Source organism: Pantoea sp. RIT413 (genome assembly GCF_003057675.2).
Lineage (GTDB): Bacteria > Pseudomonadota > Gammaproteobacteria > Enterobacterales > Enterobacteriaceae > Pantoea > Pantoea eucrina.
Genome location: NZ_QBJB02000005.1, coordinates 73,138 through 90,080, shown reverse-complemented (window position 1 = coordinate 90,080; position 16,943 = coordinate 73,138). Strand labels below are relative to the sequence as shown.

Genomic DNA, 16,943 nt, shown 5'->3' with positions numbered 1-16,943 from the left:
ATAATGAGTTGGGAGCGTCAAAAATCAATAATATCAGCTAAGCCCGAAGAGCCTTCATTCACCCTGTGGATAATGGCAGGGGTTCTGGCACTGGTCGGGTGCATACTATTATTTGTCCTGCATGCTAATAAACTGGCAGGAGTACTTAAAGCATATAATCTTTGGGCTGCCACCTCATTTCCTGCTGTTATCTGGATATTCTTTCTCTGCCTGCGCAGTTGGCTCTACAACAACGCGTTTAACAGGCATGAATTTGAATTAAATGAAGCAGAATTTGCACAACAGCAGTGGGAAGAGTGGGCTGGCCGCAACATCGCAGTCCTGCACAGCGGTGTTATATTGCCTGCAAATCTGACATCTAAAATTCTTTTGGCTTCTCCGCCAACACTGGAGCAAAGCACATTTTTATCCCGACGAATCGCTCTACACACTCCTGAGGCGCACTTTTCTGTTTTGCTAGCAGGGGTAAATCAGGCTTTGGCAACGTTGCCTTCAGGTATCGTACCTGTCGTTACATTGCTGACCGATTTTTCTGATGATTTGCCTGCGTTGCAGGCTGCATTTATGAATGCCTGGCAGAGAGATATTCCCGATCGCCCGGGACCCCGGTTGACCATTCTTAAGTCGAAGTCCTTCCTTTCACTGGATGAGCGAATTCGCGCGCCTGCGCTGGATGTGGAAATAATCCTGATTCATCAGACTCAGGGAGGAGATGCGTATAGTGATGCGCTGGCTCTTCTTATGATGACCTCCGATGATGTGGTCACAAAATTCAACCTCTCTTTCAACGCCCGTATTTTGCGTCCAATGGCACTTGACAGGGAAATATCAGAAACGTCGCTGGATACGTTTTTCTCAACGCAAACGCAGGCCTGTTCAACGGTCAGTATCGTTGGTGACAAAGTGGATTGGGGTAATGCATTTTTTCGTTTGCTCAATTCAGCCAGAGAATATGGCGGTTACTGGAAACCTGAACAGCTCCACTGGCTGGAAAAATATGCCGGAATAAGTGGCCCCTTCTCTCCATGGATATTGGCTGCTGTAGCCAGCGATATCGTCAATATACAAAAAGCGGACTGCCTGATGCTCTCAAAGGATGATGAGCAGAAATTTATTAATACGGTGCAAACAGGGAATATAACTAATGAAAACAGGTGACTCTTTATGGCGTGGAGAATGGGGCCGGCTGGGATTCTCCGCCCTTATTGCAGGAGGGATTGTCTGGCTGATATGGCACTTTGGCGACAGGATTGGGCTACATACTACGCTTATGAAAAGTCTGGTACTTGCCGGTGCGTTATTTCTGTTGATGATGCTTCGTCATAGCAAAACAATGAGTCTGGTTATTCAGCAGAGCTGGCATCGCTTAGAGGCTAAGCGAAAGAATGCCCTGCCTGCTGATGAAAGCCGTGTTGCACAGACCGCACCACGCACCGTCACCGTTGATGCTATCCGCCTCACCCTGCGCAATCTTCACGGTCGCTGCTGGGCACGTAAAACGCGCATCCTGCTGATAACCGGCGCAGTTGATGAAGTGGAACAATTAACCCCTGGCCTGCCGGATCAGCTCTGGCAGGAAGACCGTGGCACGCTGCTGTTGTGGGGGGGCGATCTCAACTCACCTGGTGACATTGCCTGGCTGACAGCGTTACGCAAACTGCGCCGCCGTCCGGTTGATGGAGTAGTATGGGTGACCCGGGCATTCGACCAGCTGTCAGCGCCGGGACTGGAGCAGCGGCTGTCGCTGCCTTCTGAGAGCACCATGGCTCCCCCGTTTTATGCCATTCGCGCCCGGATGGATGCGCTGGGCTGGAAGCTTCCGCTATATGTATGGTCCCTGCATACGCATGCCGGTAAGCCGGAAACTCGCATCACGCAGGCCACTGGCTGTCTGCTACCTGCCGGCTGTCATAGTGAGGCTTTAACAGAAACGCTGACTGCCCTGACGCCGGTCCTCATCTCGCAGGGGCTGCAGCAAACCTGTGGTGAGGTAAACCATCACTTTCTTTTGACACTGGCTGACCAGCTCAGCCGCAGATCGGAGAACGTGACCGCGCTCCTCTCAGTGATGTTCAATCCTTCCAGCCCACTATCGCTTGCGGGGCTGGTGTTCAGCCAGCCTTCTGCGGGGGCCAGGCAAGCTGCTATGCACCACTGGCGCATGGATAAGTGCTGGGATGTTCTGCCTGCGTCAGTCCAGATGCTTCCTGCAGAGCTTCGTCCACGTAAGCCGGGCATTCCATGGCAAAAGATAATGGCATCTTGTGCTTCTCTGGCAATGGTGGGCTGGGCTGCGTGGATATGTATTGCATATATAGCTAATTACAGACAGGTAGCTGACGTAAATGCCCAGGCCGCGCTTGCCGTCAGGCTGAATCAGTCGCCTGAACAACGTATGAAAGCGCTAACTGAACTTCAGCACACGCTGGCTCGCCTGGAGCATCGCTCAGAACATGGCGTGCCATGGTATCAGCGCGCCGGGCTTAGTCAGAACGAAAAACTGCGTTCTGCTCTGTGGCCCCGCTACCTTGAAGCAGCTCAGCCCCTCCTGCGCGACGCTGCCGCAGCCTGGCTCACCGGTGCACTGCAGACGTATGCCGCACTCCCGCCTGACAGCCCGCTGCGTGAAACGCAGTCAAAGCAGGCCTATGTGCATCTCAGACTCTATCTGATGCTGACGCGTCCTGAACGTATGGACGCCAGCTGGTTCAGTCAGACGCTGATGCAGAACCGGACACAGCGGCAGGGGCTGGATGAGGCTTACTGGCAGGGAGCCGGGGAGACGCTGCTGGCCTTCTATGCAGAGCATCTGATCACTCACCCCGAATGGGCGCTGAAAGCAGACCCGGATCTGGTCGGGCAGGTACGCACCCTGCTGGTGCGTCAGATGGGGGTAACCAACAGTGAATCGCGGCAGTATCAGCGGGTGATCTCCAAAGTAAAACACCAGTACGCCGATATGCGGCTGGCCGATATGACCGGCGATACGGATGCCGGTCGTCTCTTTATCACTGATGAAATTGTGCCCGGTATGTTCACCCGTCAGGCGTGGGAAGAGGGCGTTAAACCTGCCATTGAAAAAGTGGCGCGTGAGCGGCGTGAAGAGATGGACTGGGTACTGAGTGATGCACCGCCGCCTGCAGGTGAGGCGGCTTCGCCTGAGGCACTGGAGACGAGGCTCGCCAGCCGCTACTTTGCCGATTACAGTGCGGCCTGGCTGCACTTCCTGAATAGTCTGCGCCTGCAGCCCGCGCCGACGCTCTCAGATGCGATTGACCAGCTCACGCTGATAGCGGACGTCAGGCAGTCGCCGCTGGTAGCGTTAATGAACACGCTCAATGTGCAGGGGCGTACCGCACAGAGCGGCGGCGCGATGAGCGACTCGCTGGTGAAATCTGCACAAAACCTCTTTAACCGGGAGAAGCGCCCGGTGATTGATCAGCGCAGCGGCCCGCAGGGGCCGCTTGATGCCACGTTCGGCCCGCTGCTGGCGCTGACCGATAATCAGAGCAGCAGCACGATGAACCTGCGCACCTTCCTGACGCGCGTAACGCAGGTGCGCCTGCGCCTGCAGCAGATCACCAGCGCGGCAGATCCGCAGGCGATGACGCAGGCGCTGGCCCGGACGGTATTTCAGGGAAAGAGCGTTGACCTGACGGAGACACGCGACTACGGCAGCCTGGTCGCCGCCGGACTGGGGCAGGAGTGGAGCGGGTTCGGGCAGACGGTGTTTGTGCGCCCGATAGAACAGGCGTGGCAGCAGGTGCTGATGCCGGCTGCAGGCAGCTTCAACGCACAGTGGCAGCAGGCCGTAGTGAATGAGTGGAACCGCGCATTCGGCGGCCGCTACCCGTTCAGAAATGTCAGCAGCGAGGTATCACTGCCGCTGCTGGCGAAATATCTGAATGCGGACACCGGGCGCCTTACCCGCTTTCTGCACGCTCGCCTGAGTGGCGTACTCCATCGCGAAGGGACCCGCTGGGTACCGGACCGCATTAACGCCCGCGGTCTGACGTTTAATCCCGCTTTTCTGCAGGCGCTTAATCAGCTCAGTCAGATTGCTGACGTGGTATTTGCCAGCGGTCATGCCGGCCTGCATTTTGAGCTGCGTCCGGGAACGGCAGCAGACGTGATGCAGACTGACCTGATAATCGATAGCCAGAAGCTGACCTACATGAATCAGCAGCCGGTCTGGCGGCGCTTTATCTGGCCTGCTGACACCGACGCGCCAGGCGCATCGCTGAGCTGGATCAGCACCAAAGCAGGCACTCGTCTGTACGGTGAGATGCCGGGCAGCTGGGGGTTGATCCGCCTGCTGGAAAAGGCGCACGTCAGCGCCAGACCAGGGCTGGGCAGCAGCTGGCAGCTGACCTGGCATGCCCCCGACGGGCGGCCGTTAAACTACACCCTGCGTACCGAAGCCGGCGAGGGGCCGCTGGCGCTGCTGAAGCTGCGCAACTTTACGCTTCCGTCCGATATTTTTCTCACCGGCAGCACCCAGAACCCGCCTGGTAATGCTGAATTCATTGAGGAGGAGTGATGCCTCTGCAATCTCTGATTAGCGCCTGCGGCATGGATGCGGAACCGCTCCGCGCGCAGGCTGCTGAGCATATTCTCTTATGGGAGCACTGGCTGCAGCCTGTAAGCACCAGCCATCCTGCCGGTGAAGACCCGACCTATTCCGATACGTTTCAGCGGATGCAGGAGGAGATGAACCGCCTGTCCGGCACGGATATGGCACTGATCTGTTCGCTGGCGGAGCAGATACTGACTTCGGAAGCGAAAGATATCCGCGTAGCGGTCTGGTACTGCGTGGCCCGCCTGCAGCAGGATGGCGAGGAGGGGTTTGCTGAGGGGCTTGCCTTACTGGCGGGCCTGCTGCAGCGCTTTGGTGACAACCTGCATCCGCTGCGGACGCGCAGTCGCGAGGCGGCGCTGAATTTTATATCCAGCGCGCGCGTGCTGGATACGCTGACGCTCTATCCGGAGGTGACGACCGCCACGGCGCAGCGCACCGTGGCGGCGCTGCTGGCTATTGATGACATCTGTCGGGCGCAGGGCGGCACCCATTCCGCAGGGCTTTACAGCGCGCTGGAGTCCCGGCTGCTTAACGCCGGCGGTCCTGATGCGATAGTGCCGCTGACGGCAGCAGACAGCCTGCAACCAGACGCGTCTTCAGCCTCAGCTGCGCCAGCTCTGGCTGCCATCAGCTCCGGGCGGGAGCTGATGGAACAGGCGCGAGCGCTGGCAGCTTATCTGCGCGAGCAGCCAAATGGCGCGCTGGCCGCACACCGGCTGATGAAAACCCTCCGCTATGACACGCTCAGTCAGCTGCCGCTGCTGTCAGGTAACGGCAACAGTTGTGTGACGCCACCAAAATCTGACCAGCGCGCGCTGCTTAAACGCCTCTGGATCCAGCAGAGCTGGGCCGAGCTGGCTGAGCAGGCGGACAGTCTGTTCAGTCGGGGAACAAACCACTTCTGGCTTGATCTGCAGTGGTATCAGCACCAGGCGCAGCTGCGATCGGGGCATGCGGAGTTCGCGGCTATTGTTCAGGACGATCTGAAAGGGCTGCTCTCCCGCCTGCGCGGACTGGAAACGCTGGCCTTCAGCGACGGCATGCCATTTGCGGATGAGGTAACACTGAGCTGGATCCAGCAGCAGGTCATGATAACGGAGAGTGCGTTCGGACCCGATCCCGCCGCTGCGGCGAGCGCGCCGGAAGATGAGGTGCTGTTGCTGGAGAGCGAGGCGACTGAGCTGGCAGACAGAGAGGGCATTGCCGCTGCGCTGACCTGGCTGCAGCAGCGACCCGGTATCCACTCTCCGCGCCAGCAGTGGCTCCTTCGCCTGCTGATGGCACGGATTGCTGAGCAATCTGGTCGGCAGGAACTGGCACTGCAGCTGCTGGGCGCGCTCGATGCTGGCGCAGAGAGTATGACGCTGGCGGAGTGGGAGCCAGCGCTGTTATTTGAAGTAAAGTCCCGCCGGCTGAAGTTACTGCGTGCCCGCACGGGCCGGAGTGATACAGATAAAGCCCGCCTGCAGTCTGACATGGAACAGCTGCTGGCCGGGCTGGTGACTATCGATGCTGCACGAGCGTCAGTACTCTTTTCTTAATACGGTCTGACCTCTTTCTTTAATTTAAATATAAATGGTTCAAAGGAATGATGACATTAACTGAAACACAGAATATGCAGCCGACAGGCTTTCATTATTTTGATAATACGTTTGTCAGCAGGGAAGAAATAAAAGGCGTCATCAATCACGCAGAGCTCATCAATTTAAAAGGCGCTCAGCTGAGTAAAACTGCCAGTCAGTACGAAATTGAATTGTGGACCGATAAACAGGTCATCAATATTCATGCCGGTAATATTCTGACCAATGTGATTATCACCCCGATTGCGGCTGCAGCGGACATTATTTCCTTCCCAATATCGCTGACGTTTCTCCGGTTTATGACTGGTATGGGTGCGTTCAAATAAGAGAGGCTCGTCAGGATATGAAAGACTTAACGCTGCGCTATTACGATATTGAAATGCGCTATCTGCGCGACGCCGCAAAAGAGTTTGCCGAAACTCACCCTGACCGCGCCGCCATGCTCAACCTGGATCGTGCCGGCACGCCGGATCCCTTTGTGGAGCGCCTGCTGGAGGGGTTTGCCTTTTCGGTAGGACGGTTGCGTCAGAAGATCGATGATGACCTGCCGGAGCTGACCGAAGGCCTGGTCAGCATGCTCTGGCCGCACTATCTGCGCACCATTCCATCGCTCGCAGTAGTGGCGCTGACGCCGGACCTGCCGAAAATGAAGATGGCAGAGACGGCGCCTGCAGGACTGGAGATCTTTTCCCGTCCCGTGGGGCCTAAAAATACCGTGTGTCGCTATCGCACCACGAAGCGGGTCACGCTTAACCCGCTGGCGGTCACCAGGGTTGCTATGGGCACTGAGCCGGATGGGCGCTCTGTGCTGCGCCTGCGCCTGACCAGCAGCGGGCAGGCGGACTGGAGCCAGTGTGACCTGCGCCAGCTGAGCCTGTGGCTGGGAGAAGATCTGCCCGTGGCGACGGCACTGCATCAGAGGCTGACCCGCTGCCAGGCGGCGCTGTACATTCGCGAGGCAGGGCAGCCGGAGCGCAGGGCCTTTGACGGCTGGTTCAGCCCCGGCGGATTTGACGAGGATGACCGGCTCTGGCCAAAGGGGGAGAGCGCTTTCAGCGGCTATCAGCTGCTACTGGAATACTTCACCTTTCCTGAGAAATTCCGTTTTGTGAATCTGAATGGGCTGGAGACGCTCGCGCTTCCGCCCGGGCTGGCATACGTCGATATCGAGGTGGTCTTCAGCGAGCCGTGGCAGAGTGATCTACCGGTCAAAGAGAGCTCTCTGCGCCTGCACTGCGTGCCGGTGATTAACCTGTTTGCACTGGAAGCCGATCCGCTGATTGTGAACGGACTGGAGAGCGAGTATCTGCTGCGCGCAAAGCGCCTGCAGGATGGGCACACGGAAATTTACTCGGTGGATACGGTCAGCGGTTCAGGACTGACCGGTGCGGCTGAGTATGTTCCGTTCACCAGCTTCCGGCACCGGGGCGGCATGATGCGTCGTCTTGCTCCGGAACGTTACTTTCATACCCGCGTGCGCCGGGGCGTCACCGGCCTGCATGACACCTGGCTGATCCTCGGCGGTCAGCAGTGGGAGAAAGACGATCTGCTTTCCCGCGACACGCTCTCGCTGCGCATTACCGGTACCAACGGCCAGCTTCCGCGTCGCGCACTGCAGAGCACGCTGCTGGATCGCTGCGAACAGGTGCTGCAGACGCCGGTGACGGTGCGCAATCTCACCCGCCCGACGCTGCCTGCTTATCCACCCGCTGAGGACCGCTTTCACTGGCGGGTGCTCAGCCATCTCGGCTCTGGCTTTATCAACATGATGAACAGCGCAGAGGTGCTGCGCGGCACGCTGGCGCTCTATAACTGGCAGGATGATGAACGCGGTAACCGCAGGCTGGAGGCGATCCTTGACGTGCAGCAGCATCGTCTGCAGCGGTTTGAGTCGGGTTATCTGCTGCGCGGTCTCGATGTTGAAGTAACGCTCGACAGCAGCGGTTTTACCGGTGATGGCGATATCCATCTGTTTGGTGAAATGCTTAACCGTTTCCTGTCGCTGTATGCGGACATGAATCAGTTTATTCAGCTTTCGCTGATAGTCCGGCCTGAAGGAAAATGTATCCGATGGAAAGAGAATCACAGTTAGCGTCTGCCCGGCTGATAGCACGGCTGGGCGACCAGCTGCCCCGTATGAATTTTTACCGTTTTTGTCAGCTGCTGGAGAGGTGCGATCCTGAAGCGCCGGTTCCGGGCAGCGTCTGGCAGGTGCGACACGAGCCGGTACGGTTCAGGCCGCACCCGGGCATGGGATTTCCGGCTGGCGAAATTCGCGCGGCTGAAACCGCCGGGTATCCGTACCTTCCTCCAACCGTACGCATCAATTTTATGGGGCTGTATGGCACGGCATCTCCGCTGCCGACGCACTATCTCGACGATATCGCCCGGCAGCGTGAAGGGCATGAGGCGCTGCAGGATTTCCTGGATATCTTCAGTCACCGGCTGACTACGCAGTTTTATCGTATCTGGCGCAAATACACCTATCCGGCCACGTTCGCCGCCGGCGGCACCGATGAAACCTCTCAGTACCTGCTGGGGCTGGCTGGCCTGGGAATAGACGGCTGCGCGCAAAACATCGCCACGCCGGTTTCGCGCTTTCTGGCGCTGCTGCCGGTCATGATGTTGCCTGGCCGGACCGCAGAGGGTCTCTCCTCGCTGGTGGCGCTGCTGGCACCGGATACGCGCGCGCAGATAGTGCCGTGGGATCCGCGTCGTATTCCCCAGTCCTGCCGTTTACGTCTGAGCACGCAACAGCCGGTCAGCCTGATGCGTCGTCCGGTCATGGGAACGCATGCCACCGACGTTAACGGACAGGTATTACTGCGATTGCTTACCGATAATCCGGAGGAGATGCGCGGCTGGCTGCCTGGCGGACAGTTACACGGCGATCTGATGGCGCTGCTCCACGTCTATCTGGGAGCAAAGCTGGATGCACGGCTGGAGCTGTGCGTTGACCGCGCCCTGCTGCCGGATGCGCAGCTGAGCTGCCGGAGGGAAGCGGCACAGCAGCTGGGCCGCACCGCGGTGCTGCCTCAGCGGAACCTTAACGCCTCGCATAAACCCGATTTACTCACTATACCGCTCGGGCGTTATCAGCGTGTCCGGGAACAACCTTCAGGGACTAAAACAGATGAACAGGGCGACTACCGCTGGTAAAATAGTTATTCCTCTGATGCTGGCGCTGAGTGCCAGCGGCTGCGGCCTGACGCAGAAAGTATCCGAAGGCACCGCGTCCGTCACAAAATCTCTTTTTTACAAACAAATACGCACCCTGCACCTCGACTTCCGCGCCCGCGAAGGCGCCAACCGCAACGCGCAGGGCGCTGCGCTCTCAACCGTGGTGCGCATCTGGCAACTCAGCGACCGTCAGGCCTTTGACGCCTCCGACTACCCTTCACTGTTAGCAGCTGACAGTCAGGTTCTGAAAGCGGATCTGCTGGCGCAAAAGGCTATCCGGGTGCGTCCCGGCGAATCGGTCAGTATTGATGTACCCATGGAGGAGCGAACAGCGTTTGTGGCGGTGGCCGGGCTGTTTCTGTCGCCAGATACTCAGGATGAGACGTGGCGAATACTGCTGACCCGCGCAGACCTCCACCCGGACAAAGCCAGGGTGATTGAGCTGGGTGACGGCACGCTGACGCTGGTAGCGGAAAAAGGGGAAAGACCCTGATGCAGCCTTCACTTTACGACATGCTTTACGGCAATTTCAGCGGCGGCCTGGATCTGGATGCGGTGAGCGAACGGGAACAGGTGATTTTGTCGGTGCTGGATAACCTGCAGCGCATTCTGAACACCCGCGCCGGCGCCCTGGCTCATCTGCCCGATTATGGGCTGCCGGATATGACGCTCATCCTGCAGGGGCTGCCCGGCACCGCACATCAGCTGGTACATATTCTTTCTGACGTATTACTGAAGTATGAGCCCCGGCTGAAACAGGTTGATGTGGTGATGCTGGAACAGACGCAGCCCGGTGAGCTGCGTTATGCCATTGATGCCGGGCTGGACGTCGTGGGTAGGGTGCGCTATGGCACTGACTTTATGCCGGGAGGAAAGGTGCTGCTGCGGCATCTGCGCCAGCAGAACATGATGCGTTAAGCCATAGCCACCAGCCAGATAAGATCGCCGGCCTGGCGCTTCGCCTTTACTTTCCCGCTAACGCTCTGATAATGGACCTGCTTCCGGCAGGCCTGCGGATAACTATGACCTTTTCATCTCAGAAATCGCACGTGCTGATGACCGGCGGAGACCCTCGCCTGCATCCTGAATTTATTTGTCTGCAAAACGAAATCAGGAAGCTCAGCCATCCCGCCCGGCCCGATATTAACTGGCTGCAGGTGATGGAGAGCTGCACCCGGCTTTTCGGACAGGCTGGAGCAGATCTGCAGTCTGTTTGCTGGTTTACGCTGGCGCTTTCTCATCTTGACGGCGCTAAGGGGCTGCAGGAGGGGCTCAGGGTCACGGAGGCACTGATGTGCTCACGCTGGCAGACGCTCTGGCCCCACCAGCCTGCAGACCGGATAGCGATCCTGAGAATGCACTTTCAGCGTCTGCAGTTTCTGTTACGCACCTGGCCGGCGGAGAAGCCTGATACGCAGATCGCGCTGAAGGCGTGCGCCACATATCTGGATCTGATTGAGCAGCATCTGGCGCAGGCGGGCCTCAACGCCGCGAGCGGTATCCGCCAGCTGTGCGATAAAGTCAGAACAGCAGCCGAAAACGCGGAGACGTCACCGGGCCAAAGCGACATGGCGACCGTACGCAGAAGCCGCCCACGCAAGGCGCTTTCCGGCCCGGCTCCGGCAACGGCAAAGCCTCCGACCTTTATCATTCATCCCGAATCAGGGCCTGAACAGACATCATCAGGGCGTTATATCAGGCCTTTTATCGCCGGCATGGCCGCTATGCTGGTGGTTGTTGCAACAGGCACAGGCGGCTGGCTTTATGCCCGCCAGCCCGGTGAAAATACGCGTATGCTCTCTGCTGCCGTACCCGCGCTTCCTCATTCGCTGACGGAAGAGCAGCGGGCAGGCATCCGGCAGGATCGGCGTATCAACGCCGCAGAGTGGATCAATACGATCAAAACACAGGCTGAACGGCTTGATGCCGCCGGTATCGGCAGGGCGGGGAGCTACAGCGCCGACGTTGCGCTGCTGGCCGGCTCGATCTGGCCGGCTGAAGAGTTAACGCGCCGGCTGCTGACAGACGCGCTCGCCAGGAGAGAGGCGATGACAGCGTCGCCGGAAGCGGCAGGTGCCTGGCAGCAGGGGATGGAAAAACTCAGCCTGCTCAGTGAAAAGCTGAATGCGCTTGATGAGAAACGGGGGCGTTACCTGACCGTCAGCGAGCTGAAGTCAGCAATATTTTCCACACAACAGGCATTCAGCCTGCATATCCCCGCTGAAGAGTGGCTGCGCCGCTATGAAGATTCTGCCTCTCCGGCCGGGGAAGCGCAGTTTAAACGGGCAATCAGTGAACTGCAGGCGCGATACGACATGATTCGCCTTCGCAGGGCAGCCGCATTGAGAGGCTCAGCTGCACAGGAGAGCGGCTCTTAAATAAAACCGACGATCTGCTTATTATCAGCGAGTGAATGACAGCGATCCCGACTGATCTACCCCGGCATGCTACACTGGCAGTGAGCGCTGCGCTCATCGTTATTTTTATCGATTTCGTCCGGTGCTTCTCCGGGTGATGTGATAAATCTGACTGGTACAGAGAGCCTGGGTGAGAACAATCTTTACAGCATGCCATAAAGATTTTCACAACAGTAATTCAATCGCTGGATCGTCTTTTCTCGCATTAAGTGGGGAAGTTCTGATATGGCATTGACTCCTGCCATCGCCATTTTGGCGCCACTCTAAAATCAGGAAACAAAAAAGCCACCTCAGAGGGTGGCTTAACTATATGATTTTAGAGCTAAAATTTGGTGGCCCCTGCTGGGTTTGAACCAGCGACCAAGCGATTATGAGTCGCCTGCTCTAACCACTGAGCTAAGGGGCCAGTAGTGCGGGGATTATAAAGTATCTGGCAGAGGCGATCCAGCGTTCGCCGATCGGTTGGTGAAAATTAGCACAATGGTGAGTGATTGATATTAATGAAAAATCCACCTGCTGTGACAGGAGTGATTGCCACGACAGTTTGAGCGTTTTTTTACTGCACAGGCGGTAAAAGAAATCGTTAACTCGTTGGGCGGCTGGCGCAGGGTTTTCACTTATCGCAATCGCCATGCTTTCCCCATCCCGCTGAATAACCTACGCTTTAAGCACGTTTACCAGGTATTCAGAGGCGTATGCAACCCGACCACGACATTCGCGATATTCTCTCGCACGATCTGCAGGTGCTGTTCTGCGGCATCAATCCCGGCAAGTCATCTGCGCATACCGGTTACCATTTTGCGCATCCCGGCAACCGCTTCTGGAAAGTGATCTATCTGGCTGGCTTTACGCGCGAGCTGCTGAAGCCGGAGCAGGAGCGGCGGCTGCTGGAGACCGGCTGCGGCATCACCGCGCTGGTTGAGCGTCCCACCACGCAGGCGAGCGAGCTGAGCGGCGATGAGCTGCGCGACGGCGGGCTGCGGCTGCAGGATAAAATTTTACGGTATCAGCCGCGGGCGCTGGCGGTGCTGGGCAAGGATGCGTATCAGCGTGCGTTCCGGCAGCGTAAAGTGGAGTGGGGCGAGCAGCCGCAGCCGCTGATGGAGACGCGCATCTGGGTGCTGCCAAATCCCAGTGGCCTTAACCGCGCTTCACTGGAGGAGATGGTGGCAGCGTATCGCCAGCTGGCGGATGCGCTGGGTCTGCCGGAGCGCGGGCAATAAAAAACCCCGGCGTGCCGGGGTTTTTGTTTTCCTGCAGACGATTAATCGTCGAGGAAGCTGCGCAGCACTTCCGAGCGGCTCGGGTGACGCAGTTTGCGCAGCGCTTTGGCTTCAATCTGACGAATACGCTCACGCGTTACGTCAAACTGCTTGCCCACTTCTTCCAGCGTGTGGTCGGTGTTCATATCGATACCAAAACGCATACGCAGGACTTTCGCCTCGCGCGCGGTCAGGCCCGCCAGCACGTCGTGGGTCGCAGAACGCAGGCTCTCAGAGGTAGCAGAGTCCAGCGGCAGCTCCAGCGTGGTATCTTCGATGAAATCGCCCAGATGCGAATCTTCGTCATCACCAATCGGCGTCTCCATAGAGATAGGCTCTTTGGCGATCTTCAGCACCTTGCGGATCTTATCTTCCGGCATCAGCATACGCTCAGCCAGCTCTTCCGGCGTCGGCTCGCGGCCCATCTCCTGCAGCATCTGGCGCGAGATACGGTTGAGCTTGTTGATGGTCTCAATCATATGCACCGGAATACGGATGGTACGCGCCTGATCGGCGATAGAGCGGGTGATCGCCTGACGGATCCACCAGGTGGCGTAGGTTGAAAACTTATAGCCACGGCGATATTCAAACTTATCAACCGCTTTCATCAGGCCGATGTTGCCTTCCTGAATCAGGTCAAGGAACTGCAGGCCGCGGTTGGTATATTTTTTCGCGATAGAGATAACCAGACGCAGGTTAGCTTCAACCATCTCTTTTTTCGCGCGGCGCGCTTTCGCTTCGCCGATCGACATGCGACGGTTGATGTCTTTAACCTGTTCGATGGTCAGGCCGGTCTCTTCCTCAATCTGCAGCAGCTTCTGCAGCGAGCGCATGACATCTTCTTCAACATCTTTCAGCTTTTCAGACCACGGCTTGTTCATCGCCAGGGCTGCTTTAAACCAGCTCTCACTGGTTTCATTACCGGTGAACAGCGTAATGAAGTTCTTCTTCGGCATTTTGCACAGTTCAACGCACAGCTTCATGATCAGGCGCTCTTGCGTACGCACGCGCTCCATCATTTCACGCATGTTGTTTACCAGGTAGTCGAACTGCTTCGGCACCAGGCGGAACTGCTTGAAGACTTCAGAAAGGTTGTTGATTTCGGCAACGGCATCAGCGTGGCTGCGGCCTTTCGCCTTAATAACGGTGCGGGCTGCTTCATACTGGGTGCGCAGCTCAAGGAACTTCTCGCGCGCCAGTTCCGGATCGATAGAGTTGTCGTCGTCGCTGCTGTCGTCGTCGTCGCTATCTTCATCTTCCTCTTCGTCGTCATTGCGATCTTCTTCAGACAGCTCAGAACCAACGTGGGTGGCAGTGGGGGCGAGATCTTCTTCAGCGTTAGGATCGACAAAGCCGGTGATGAGATCGGACAGGCGCGATTCGCCCGCTTCCACACGATCGTACTGATCGAGCAGGTAGGTAATAGCTTCCGGATATTCGGCAACAGAGCACTGCACCTGGTTGATACCGTCTTCGATACGCTTGGCGATGTCGATTTCGCCTTCGCGCGTCAGCAGCTCTACGGTACCCATTTCACGCATATACATGCGCACCGGATCGGTTGTGCGCCCGATTTCAGATTCAACGCTGGATAAGACCTGCGCGGCCGCTTCTGCAGCATCTTCATCTGTATCGGAGCTGTTCTCATTCAGCATCAGATCATCGGCATCAGGGGCTTCTTCCACCACCTGGATACCCATATCGTTGATCATCTGGATGATGTCTTCGATCTGATCGGAGTCGACGATATCTTCCGGCAGATGGTCATTGACCTCAGCATAGGTCAGATAGCCCTGCTCCTTACCACGGGTGACAAGCAGCTTAAGCTGTGACTGCGGGTTTTGCTCCATAAGACGGTATCCACACTTCTGTTAATTAGATTGGTGTCGGTCGGCAGCGAGCCAACTATAACAGTGAAGGCATTATGTTTTTGCCGCTGCCTTCAACGCGGCCAGGGCTGCAGCCCCTTTTAGTTCGGCACTTAAGCCGCTTGATATTCGGTCTGAAATCGTTGTGCTCCGGTTCCGCTTATATGGCGTGTAAACCGAAAGCCGCAGGCCAGAACGGGGAATACTCCGCCATTCTGGCCTGGCTGAATCTTATTTTTTCGCTAATGCCTGGCTTAATGCCCAGAATTCGCGCCGCTCAGCGGCACTGAGCCCTTCGGTGCGCTCACGCGCAATCAGCGCTTCCAGGCGCTGCTCCAGCGCAGCATCATATATGCTTGCCAGCGAGTCCTGAAACACCGCTTCGGCTTCCTCATCCACTATCATGTGGTTCCAGGTGGCCAGTGTTTCAAGGGGCTGGCTAAAATTTGTCCCGCGATATAACTCTAGTAGCTGTCCGGTCGTCAGGCCAGGATTCTCTGTGCAGCGGCTGACCAGGTCAACAAACAGCGACAGGCCGGCAAGTTTTGACTGCGCCAGCCCGTCAAGCGTGGGCACAATCGCTGCAAACTGCGGATTCTGCACCAGCAGCGCAATCAGTACGCGCATCGTGGTGCGCTTCAGCGGCGGCGCGACGGGCGGCGTCGCGTTTTCTGCCGCCTTTGGCATCAGCTTGTCTAACTGGTTATCGTCCAGAATGCCGAGTTTATTACCCAGCGTCTGGCGCATATAGATCCGCAGCGTTTCGCCCGGGATCTGACTAATCAGCGGCAGAGCGAGCGTCGCCAGCTTGGTACGACCATCGCGGGTGCTCAAATCCACCTGTGGCATCAGGCTGTCGAACAGAAACACCGAGAGCGGCATCGCCTGCTCCATGCGTGCTTCAAACGCTTCTTTTCCCTCTTTGCGCACCAGCGTATCGGGATCTTCGCCATCAGGCAGAAACATAAAGCGTAGCTGACGCCCGTCATTCATGTAGGGCAGGGCGGTTTCCAGCGCGCGCCAGGCGGCTTCGCGACCGGCCCGGTCGCCGTCATAACAGCAGATAACCGTGTCAGTCGAGCGGAACAGCAGCTGAATATGTTCAGCCGTGGTGGAGGTCCCCAGCGACGCCACGGCATAATCGATGCCGAACTGTGCCAGGGCGACCACATCCATATAGCCCTCCACCACCAGCAGGCGCGCCGGCTGAGGATGGTTTTTTTGTGCTTCATACAGGCCATAGAGCTGGCGGCCTTTATGGAAAATCGGTGTTTCCGGCGAGTTCAGATACTTAGGCGTATCGTTACCCAGCACGCGTCCGCCAAAGCCAATCACGCGACCACGCTTATCGCGGATCGGGAACATGACGCGATCGCGGAAGCGATCGTAGCTGCGGCCTTTATCATTGGTGACCAGCATGCCCGCTTCCATCAGCGACTCGCGGTCTTCCTGCTGCTCTCCGAAACGCTTCAGCACGTTATCCCAGCCGGCGGGCGCATAGCCAATCGCAAAGTGATCGATCACCTGCTGGCTGAGCCCGCGCGAGCCTAAATAGCGCTGGGCCGCCTCTGCTCCCGGACTGCGGAAGCTTTGCTGATAGAAACCATCCAGTTTCTCCAGCAGCTGGTAAAGACTCTGACGCTGATGACGCTCAATCGGGCTGGGGCCGCTGCCTGTTTCGTACGGCACTTCAAGGCCGTGCTGGGTGGCGAGTTCCTCAACGCTTTCGACAAATTCCAGACGATCGTGATTCATCAGGAAATCGATAGCGTTGCCTTTGGCACCACAGCCAAAGCAGTAGTAAAACTGCTTTTCACCGCTGACGGTAAAAGAGGGGGTTTTTTCGTTATGGAATGGACAGCACGCGTGATAGTTCTTACCCTGCTTTTTCAGCTTAACGCGGGCATCGATAAGATCCACGATATCCGTGCGGGCAAGTAAATCATTGATAAAAACGCGTGGAATTCGTCCAGCCATAAGCCCCGATTTTTTTCAGCTCTTAAACGGCAACAAGCCGCGCTTCCTTTCGGAAAGCACGGCCTCTTACTTGACTCTGT

Annotated in this window: 12 protein-coding genes and 1 tRNA gene; 10 read left to right on the top strand and 3 right to left on the bottom strand. The window is 57.3% G+C overall.

Translation table 11 applies throughout. The features are described from left to right. The first annotated feature begins 3 nt into the window (after nt 1-3). From DBY66_RS09085 to DBY66_RS09045, 9 genes are all read left to right on the top strand, one after another. Complete coding sequence (locus DBY66_RS09085) at nt 4-1,158, top strand: hypothetical protein (RefSeq protein ID WP_108569926.1); 1,155 nt, start codon at nt 4-6, stop codon at nt 1,156-1,158. After that, a complete protein-coding gene (locus DBY66_RS09080) occupies nt 1,145-4,540 on the top strand; it encodes an ImcF-related family protein (RefSeq protein WP_108569925.1) in 3,396 nt (1,131 codons plus the stop codon). Before DBY66_RS09085 ends, DBY66_RS09080 begins: the two co-directional genes overlap by 14 nt. Next, a complete protein-coding gene (gene tssA, locus DBY66_RS09075; RefSeq protein WP_108569924.1) occupies nt 4,537-6,120 on the top strand; it encodes a type VI secretion system protein TssA in 1,584 nt (527 codons plus the stop codon). Before DBY66_RS09080 ends, tssA begins: the two co-directional genes overlap by 4 nt. Before the next feature lie 47 nt (nt 6,121-6,167). Beyond that, on the top strand, nt 6,168-6,485 hold the full coding sequence (locus tag DBY66_RS09070) for a hypothetical protein (protein ID WP_146745173.1): 318 nt from the start codon (nt 6,168-6,170) through the stop codon (nt 6,483-6,485). Nucleotides 6,486-6,502: 17 nt separating this feature from the next. Beyond that, on the top strand, nt 6,503-8,251 hold the full coding sequence (tssF, locus tag DBY66_RS09065) for a type VI secretion system baseplate subunit TssF (RefSeq protein WP_108569922.1): 1,749 nt from the start codon (nt 6,503-6,505) through the stop codon (nt 8,249-8,251). Then, nucleotides 8,221-9,318, top strand: coding sequence for a type VI secretion system baseplate subunit TssG (gene tssG, locus DBY66_RS09060; protein WP_108569921.1), 1,098 nt, complete (start codon nt 8,221-8,223; stop codon nt 9,316-9,318). Before tssF ends, tssG begins: the two co-directional genes overlap by 31 nt. After that, nucleotides 9,293-9,832: a type VI secretion system lipoprotein TssJ gene (gene tssJ, locus DBY66_RS09055; RefSeq protein WP_108569920.1), complete on the top strand. Its 540-nt coding sequence runs from the start codon at nt 9,293-9,295 to the stop codon at nt 9,830-9,832. Before tssG ends, tssJ begins: the two co-directional genes overlap by 26 nt. Then, nucleotides 9,832-10,257, top strand: a complete 426-nt coding sequence (tssE, locus tag DBY66_RS09050; RefSeq protein WP_108569919.1) for a type VI secretion system baseplate subunit TssE — start codon at nt 9,832-9,834, stop codon at nt 10,255-10,257. The genes tssJ and tssE overlap by 1 nt, the downstream gene beginning before the upstream one ends. 104 nt (nt 10,258-10,361) lie before the next feature. Further along, on the top strand, nt 10,362-11,717 hold the full coding sequence (locus DBY66_RS09045) for a VasL domain-containing protein (RefSeq protein WP_158531831.1): 1,356 nt from the start codon (nt 10,362-10,364) through the stop codon (nt 11,715-11,717). A gap of 369 nt (nt 11,718-12,086) precedes the next feature. On the opposite strand, the gene DBY66_RS09040 is transcribed toward DBY66_RS09045, so the two are convergent. Then, nucleotides 12,087-12,162 (bottom strand) — tRNA-Ile (locus DBY66_RS09040). Nucleotides 12,163-12,451: 289 nt separating this feature from the next. Between DBY66_RS09040 and mug the strand changes: the two genes are divergently transcribed. Further along, the gene (mug, locus tag DBY66_RS09035; protein WP_039380244.1) at nt 12,452-12,979 is read left to right on the top strand and encodes a G/U mismatch-specific DNA glycosylase; all 528 of its coding nucleotides are present in this window, start codon (nt 12,452-12,454) and stop codon (nt 12,977-12,979) included. Between the two features lie 41 nt (nt 12,980-13,020). Here mug and rpoD read toward each other — a convergent pair whose 3' ends face one another. Next, nucleotides 13,021-14,868 carry an RNA polymerase sigma factor RpoD gene (rpoD, locus tag DBY66_RS09030; RefSeq protein WP_108569917.1) on the bottom strand — a complete coding sequence of 616 codons (1,848 nt, stop codon included), beginning with the start codon at nt 14,866-14,868 and terminating at the stop codon, nt 13,021-13,023. Nucleotides 14,869-15,117: 249 nt separating this feature from the next. Then, nucleotides 15,118-16,863 (bottom strand): DNA primase, encoded by a 1,746-nt coding sequence (gene dnaG / locus DBY66_RS09025; RefSeq protein ID WP_108569916.1) that lies wholly within the window; start codon nt 16,861-16,863, stop codon nt 15,118-15,120. Nucleotides 16,864-16,943 lie beyond the last annotated feature (80 nt).

What these genes read in the sequence shown, in the direction of transcription:
- DBY66_RS09085 (WP_108569926.1), top strand. Translation starts at nt 4, where the DNA reads ATGAGTTGGGAGCGTCAAAAATCAATAATATCAGCTAAGCCCGAAGAG.
- DBY66_RS09080 (WP_108569925.1), top strand. Translation starts at nt 1,145, where the DNA reads ATGAAAACAGGTGACTCTTTATGGCGTGGAGAATGGGGCCGGCTGGGA.
- DBY66_RS09070 (WP_146745173.1), top strand. Translation starts at nt 6,168, where the DNA reads ATGATGACATTAACTGAAACACAGAATATGCAGCCGACAGGCTTTCAT.
- tssF (WP_108569922.1), top strand. Translation starts at nt 6,503, where the DNA reads ATGAAAGACTTAACGCTGCGCTATTACGATATTGAAATGCGCTATCTG.
- tssG (WP_108569921.1), top strand. Translation starts at nt 8,221, where the DNA reads ATGTATCCGATGGAAAGAGAATCACAGTTAGCGTCTGCCCGGCTGATA.
- tssJ (WP_108569920.1), top strand. Translation starts at nt 9,293, where the DNA reads ATGAACAGGGCGACTACCGCTGGTAAAATAGTTATTCCTCTGATGCTG.
- tssE (WP_108569919.1), top strand. Translation starts at nt 9,832, where the DNA reads ATGCAGCCTTCACTTTACGACATGCTTTACGGCAATTTCAGCGGCGGC.
- DBY66_RS09045 (WP_158531831.1), top strand. Translation starts at nt 10,362, where the DNA reads ATGACCTTTTCATCTCAGAAATCGCACGTGCTGATGACCGGCGGAGAC.
- mug (WP_039380244.1), top strand. Translation starts at nt 12,452, where the DNA reads ATGCAACCCGACCACGACATTCGCGATATTCTCTCGCACGATCTGCAG.
- rpoD (WP_108569917.1), bottom strand. Translation starts at nt 14,868, where the DNA reads ATGGAGCAAAACCCGCAGTCACAGCTTAAGCTGCTTGTCACCCGTGGT.
- dnaG (WP_108569916.1), bottom strand. Translation starts at nt 16,863, where the DNA reads ATGGCTGGACGAATTCCACGCGTTTTTATCAATGATTTACTTGCCCGC.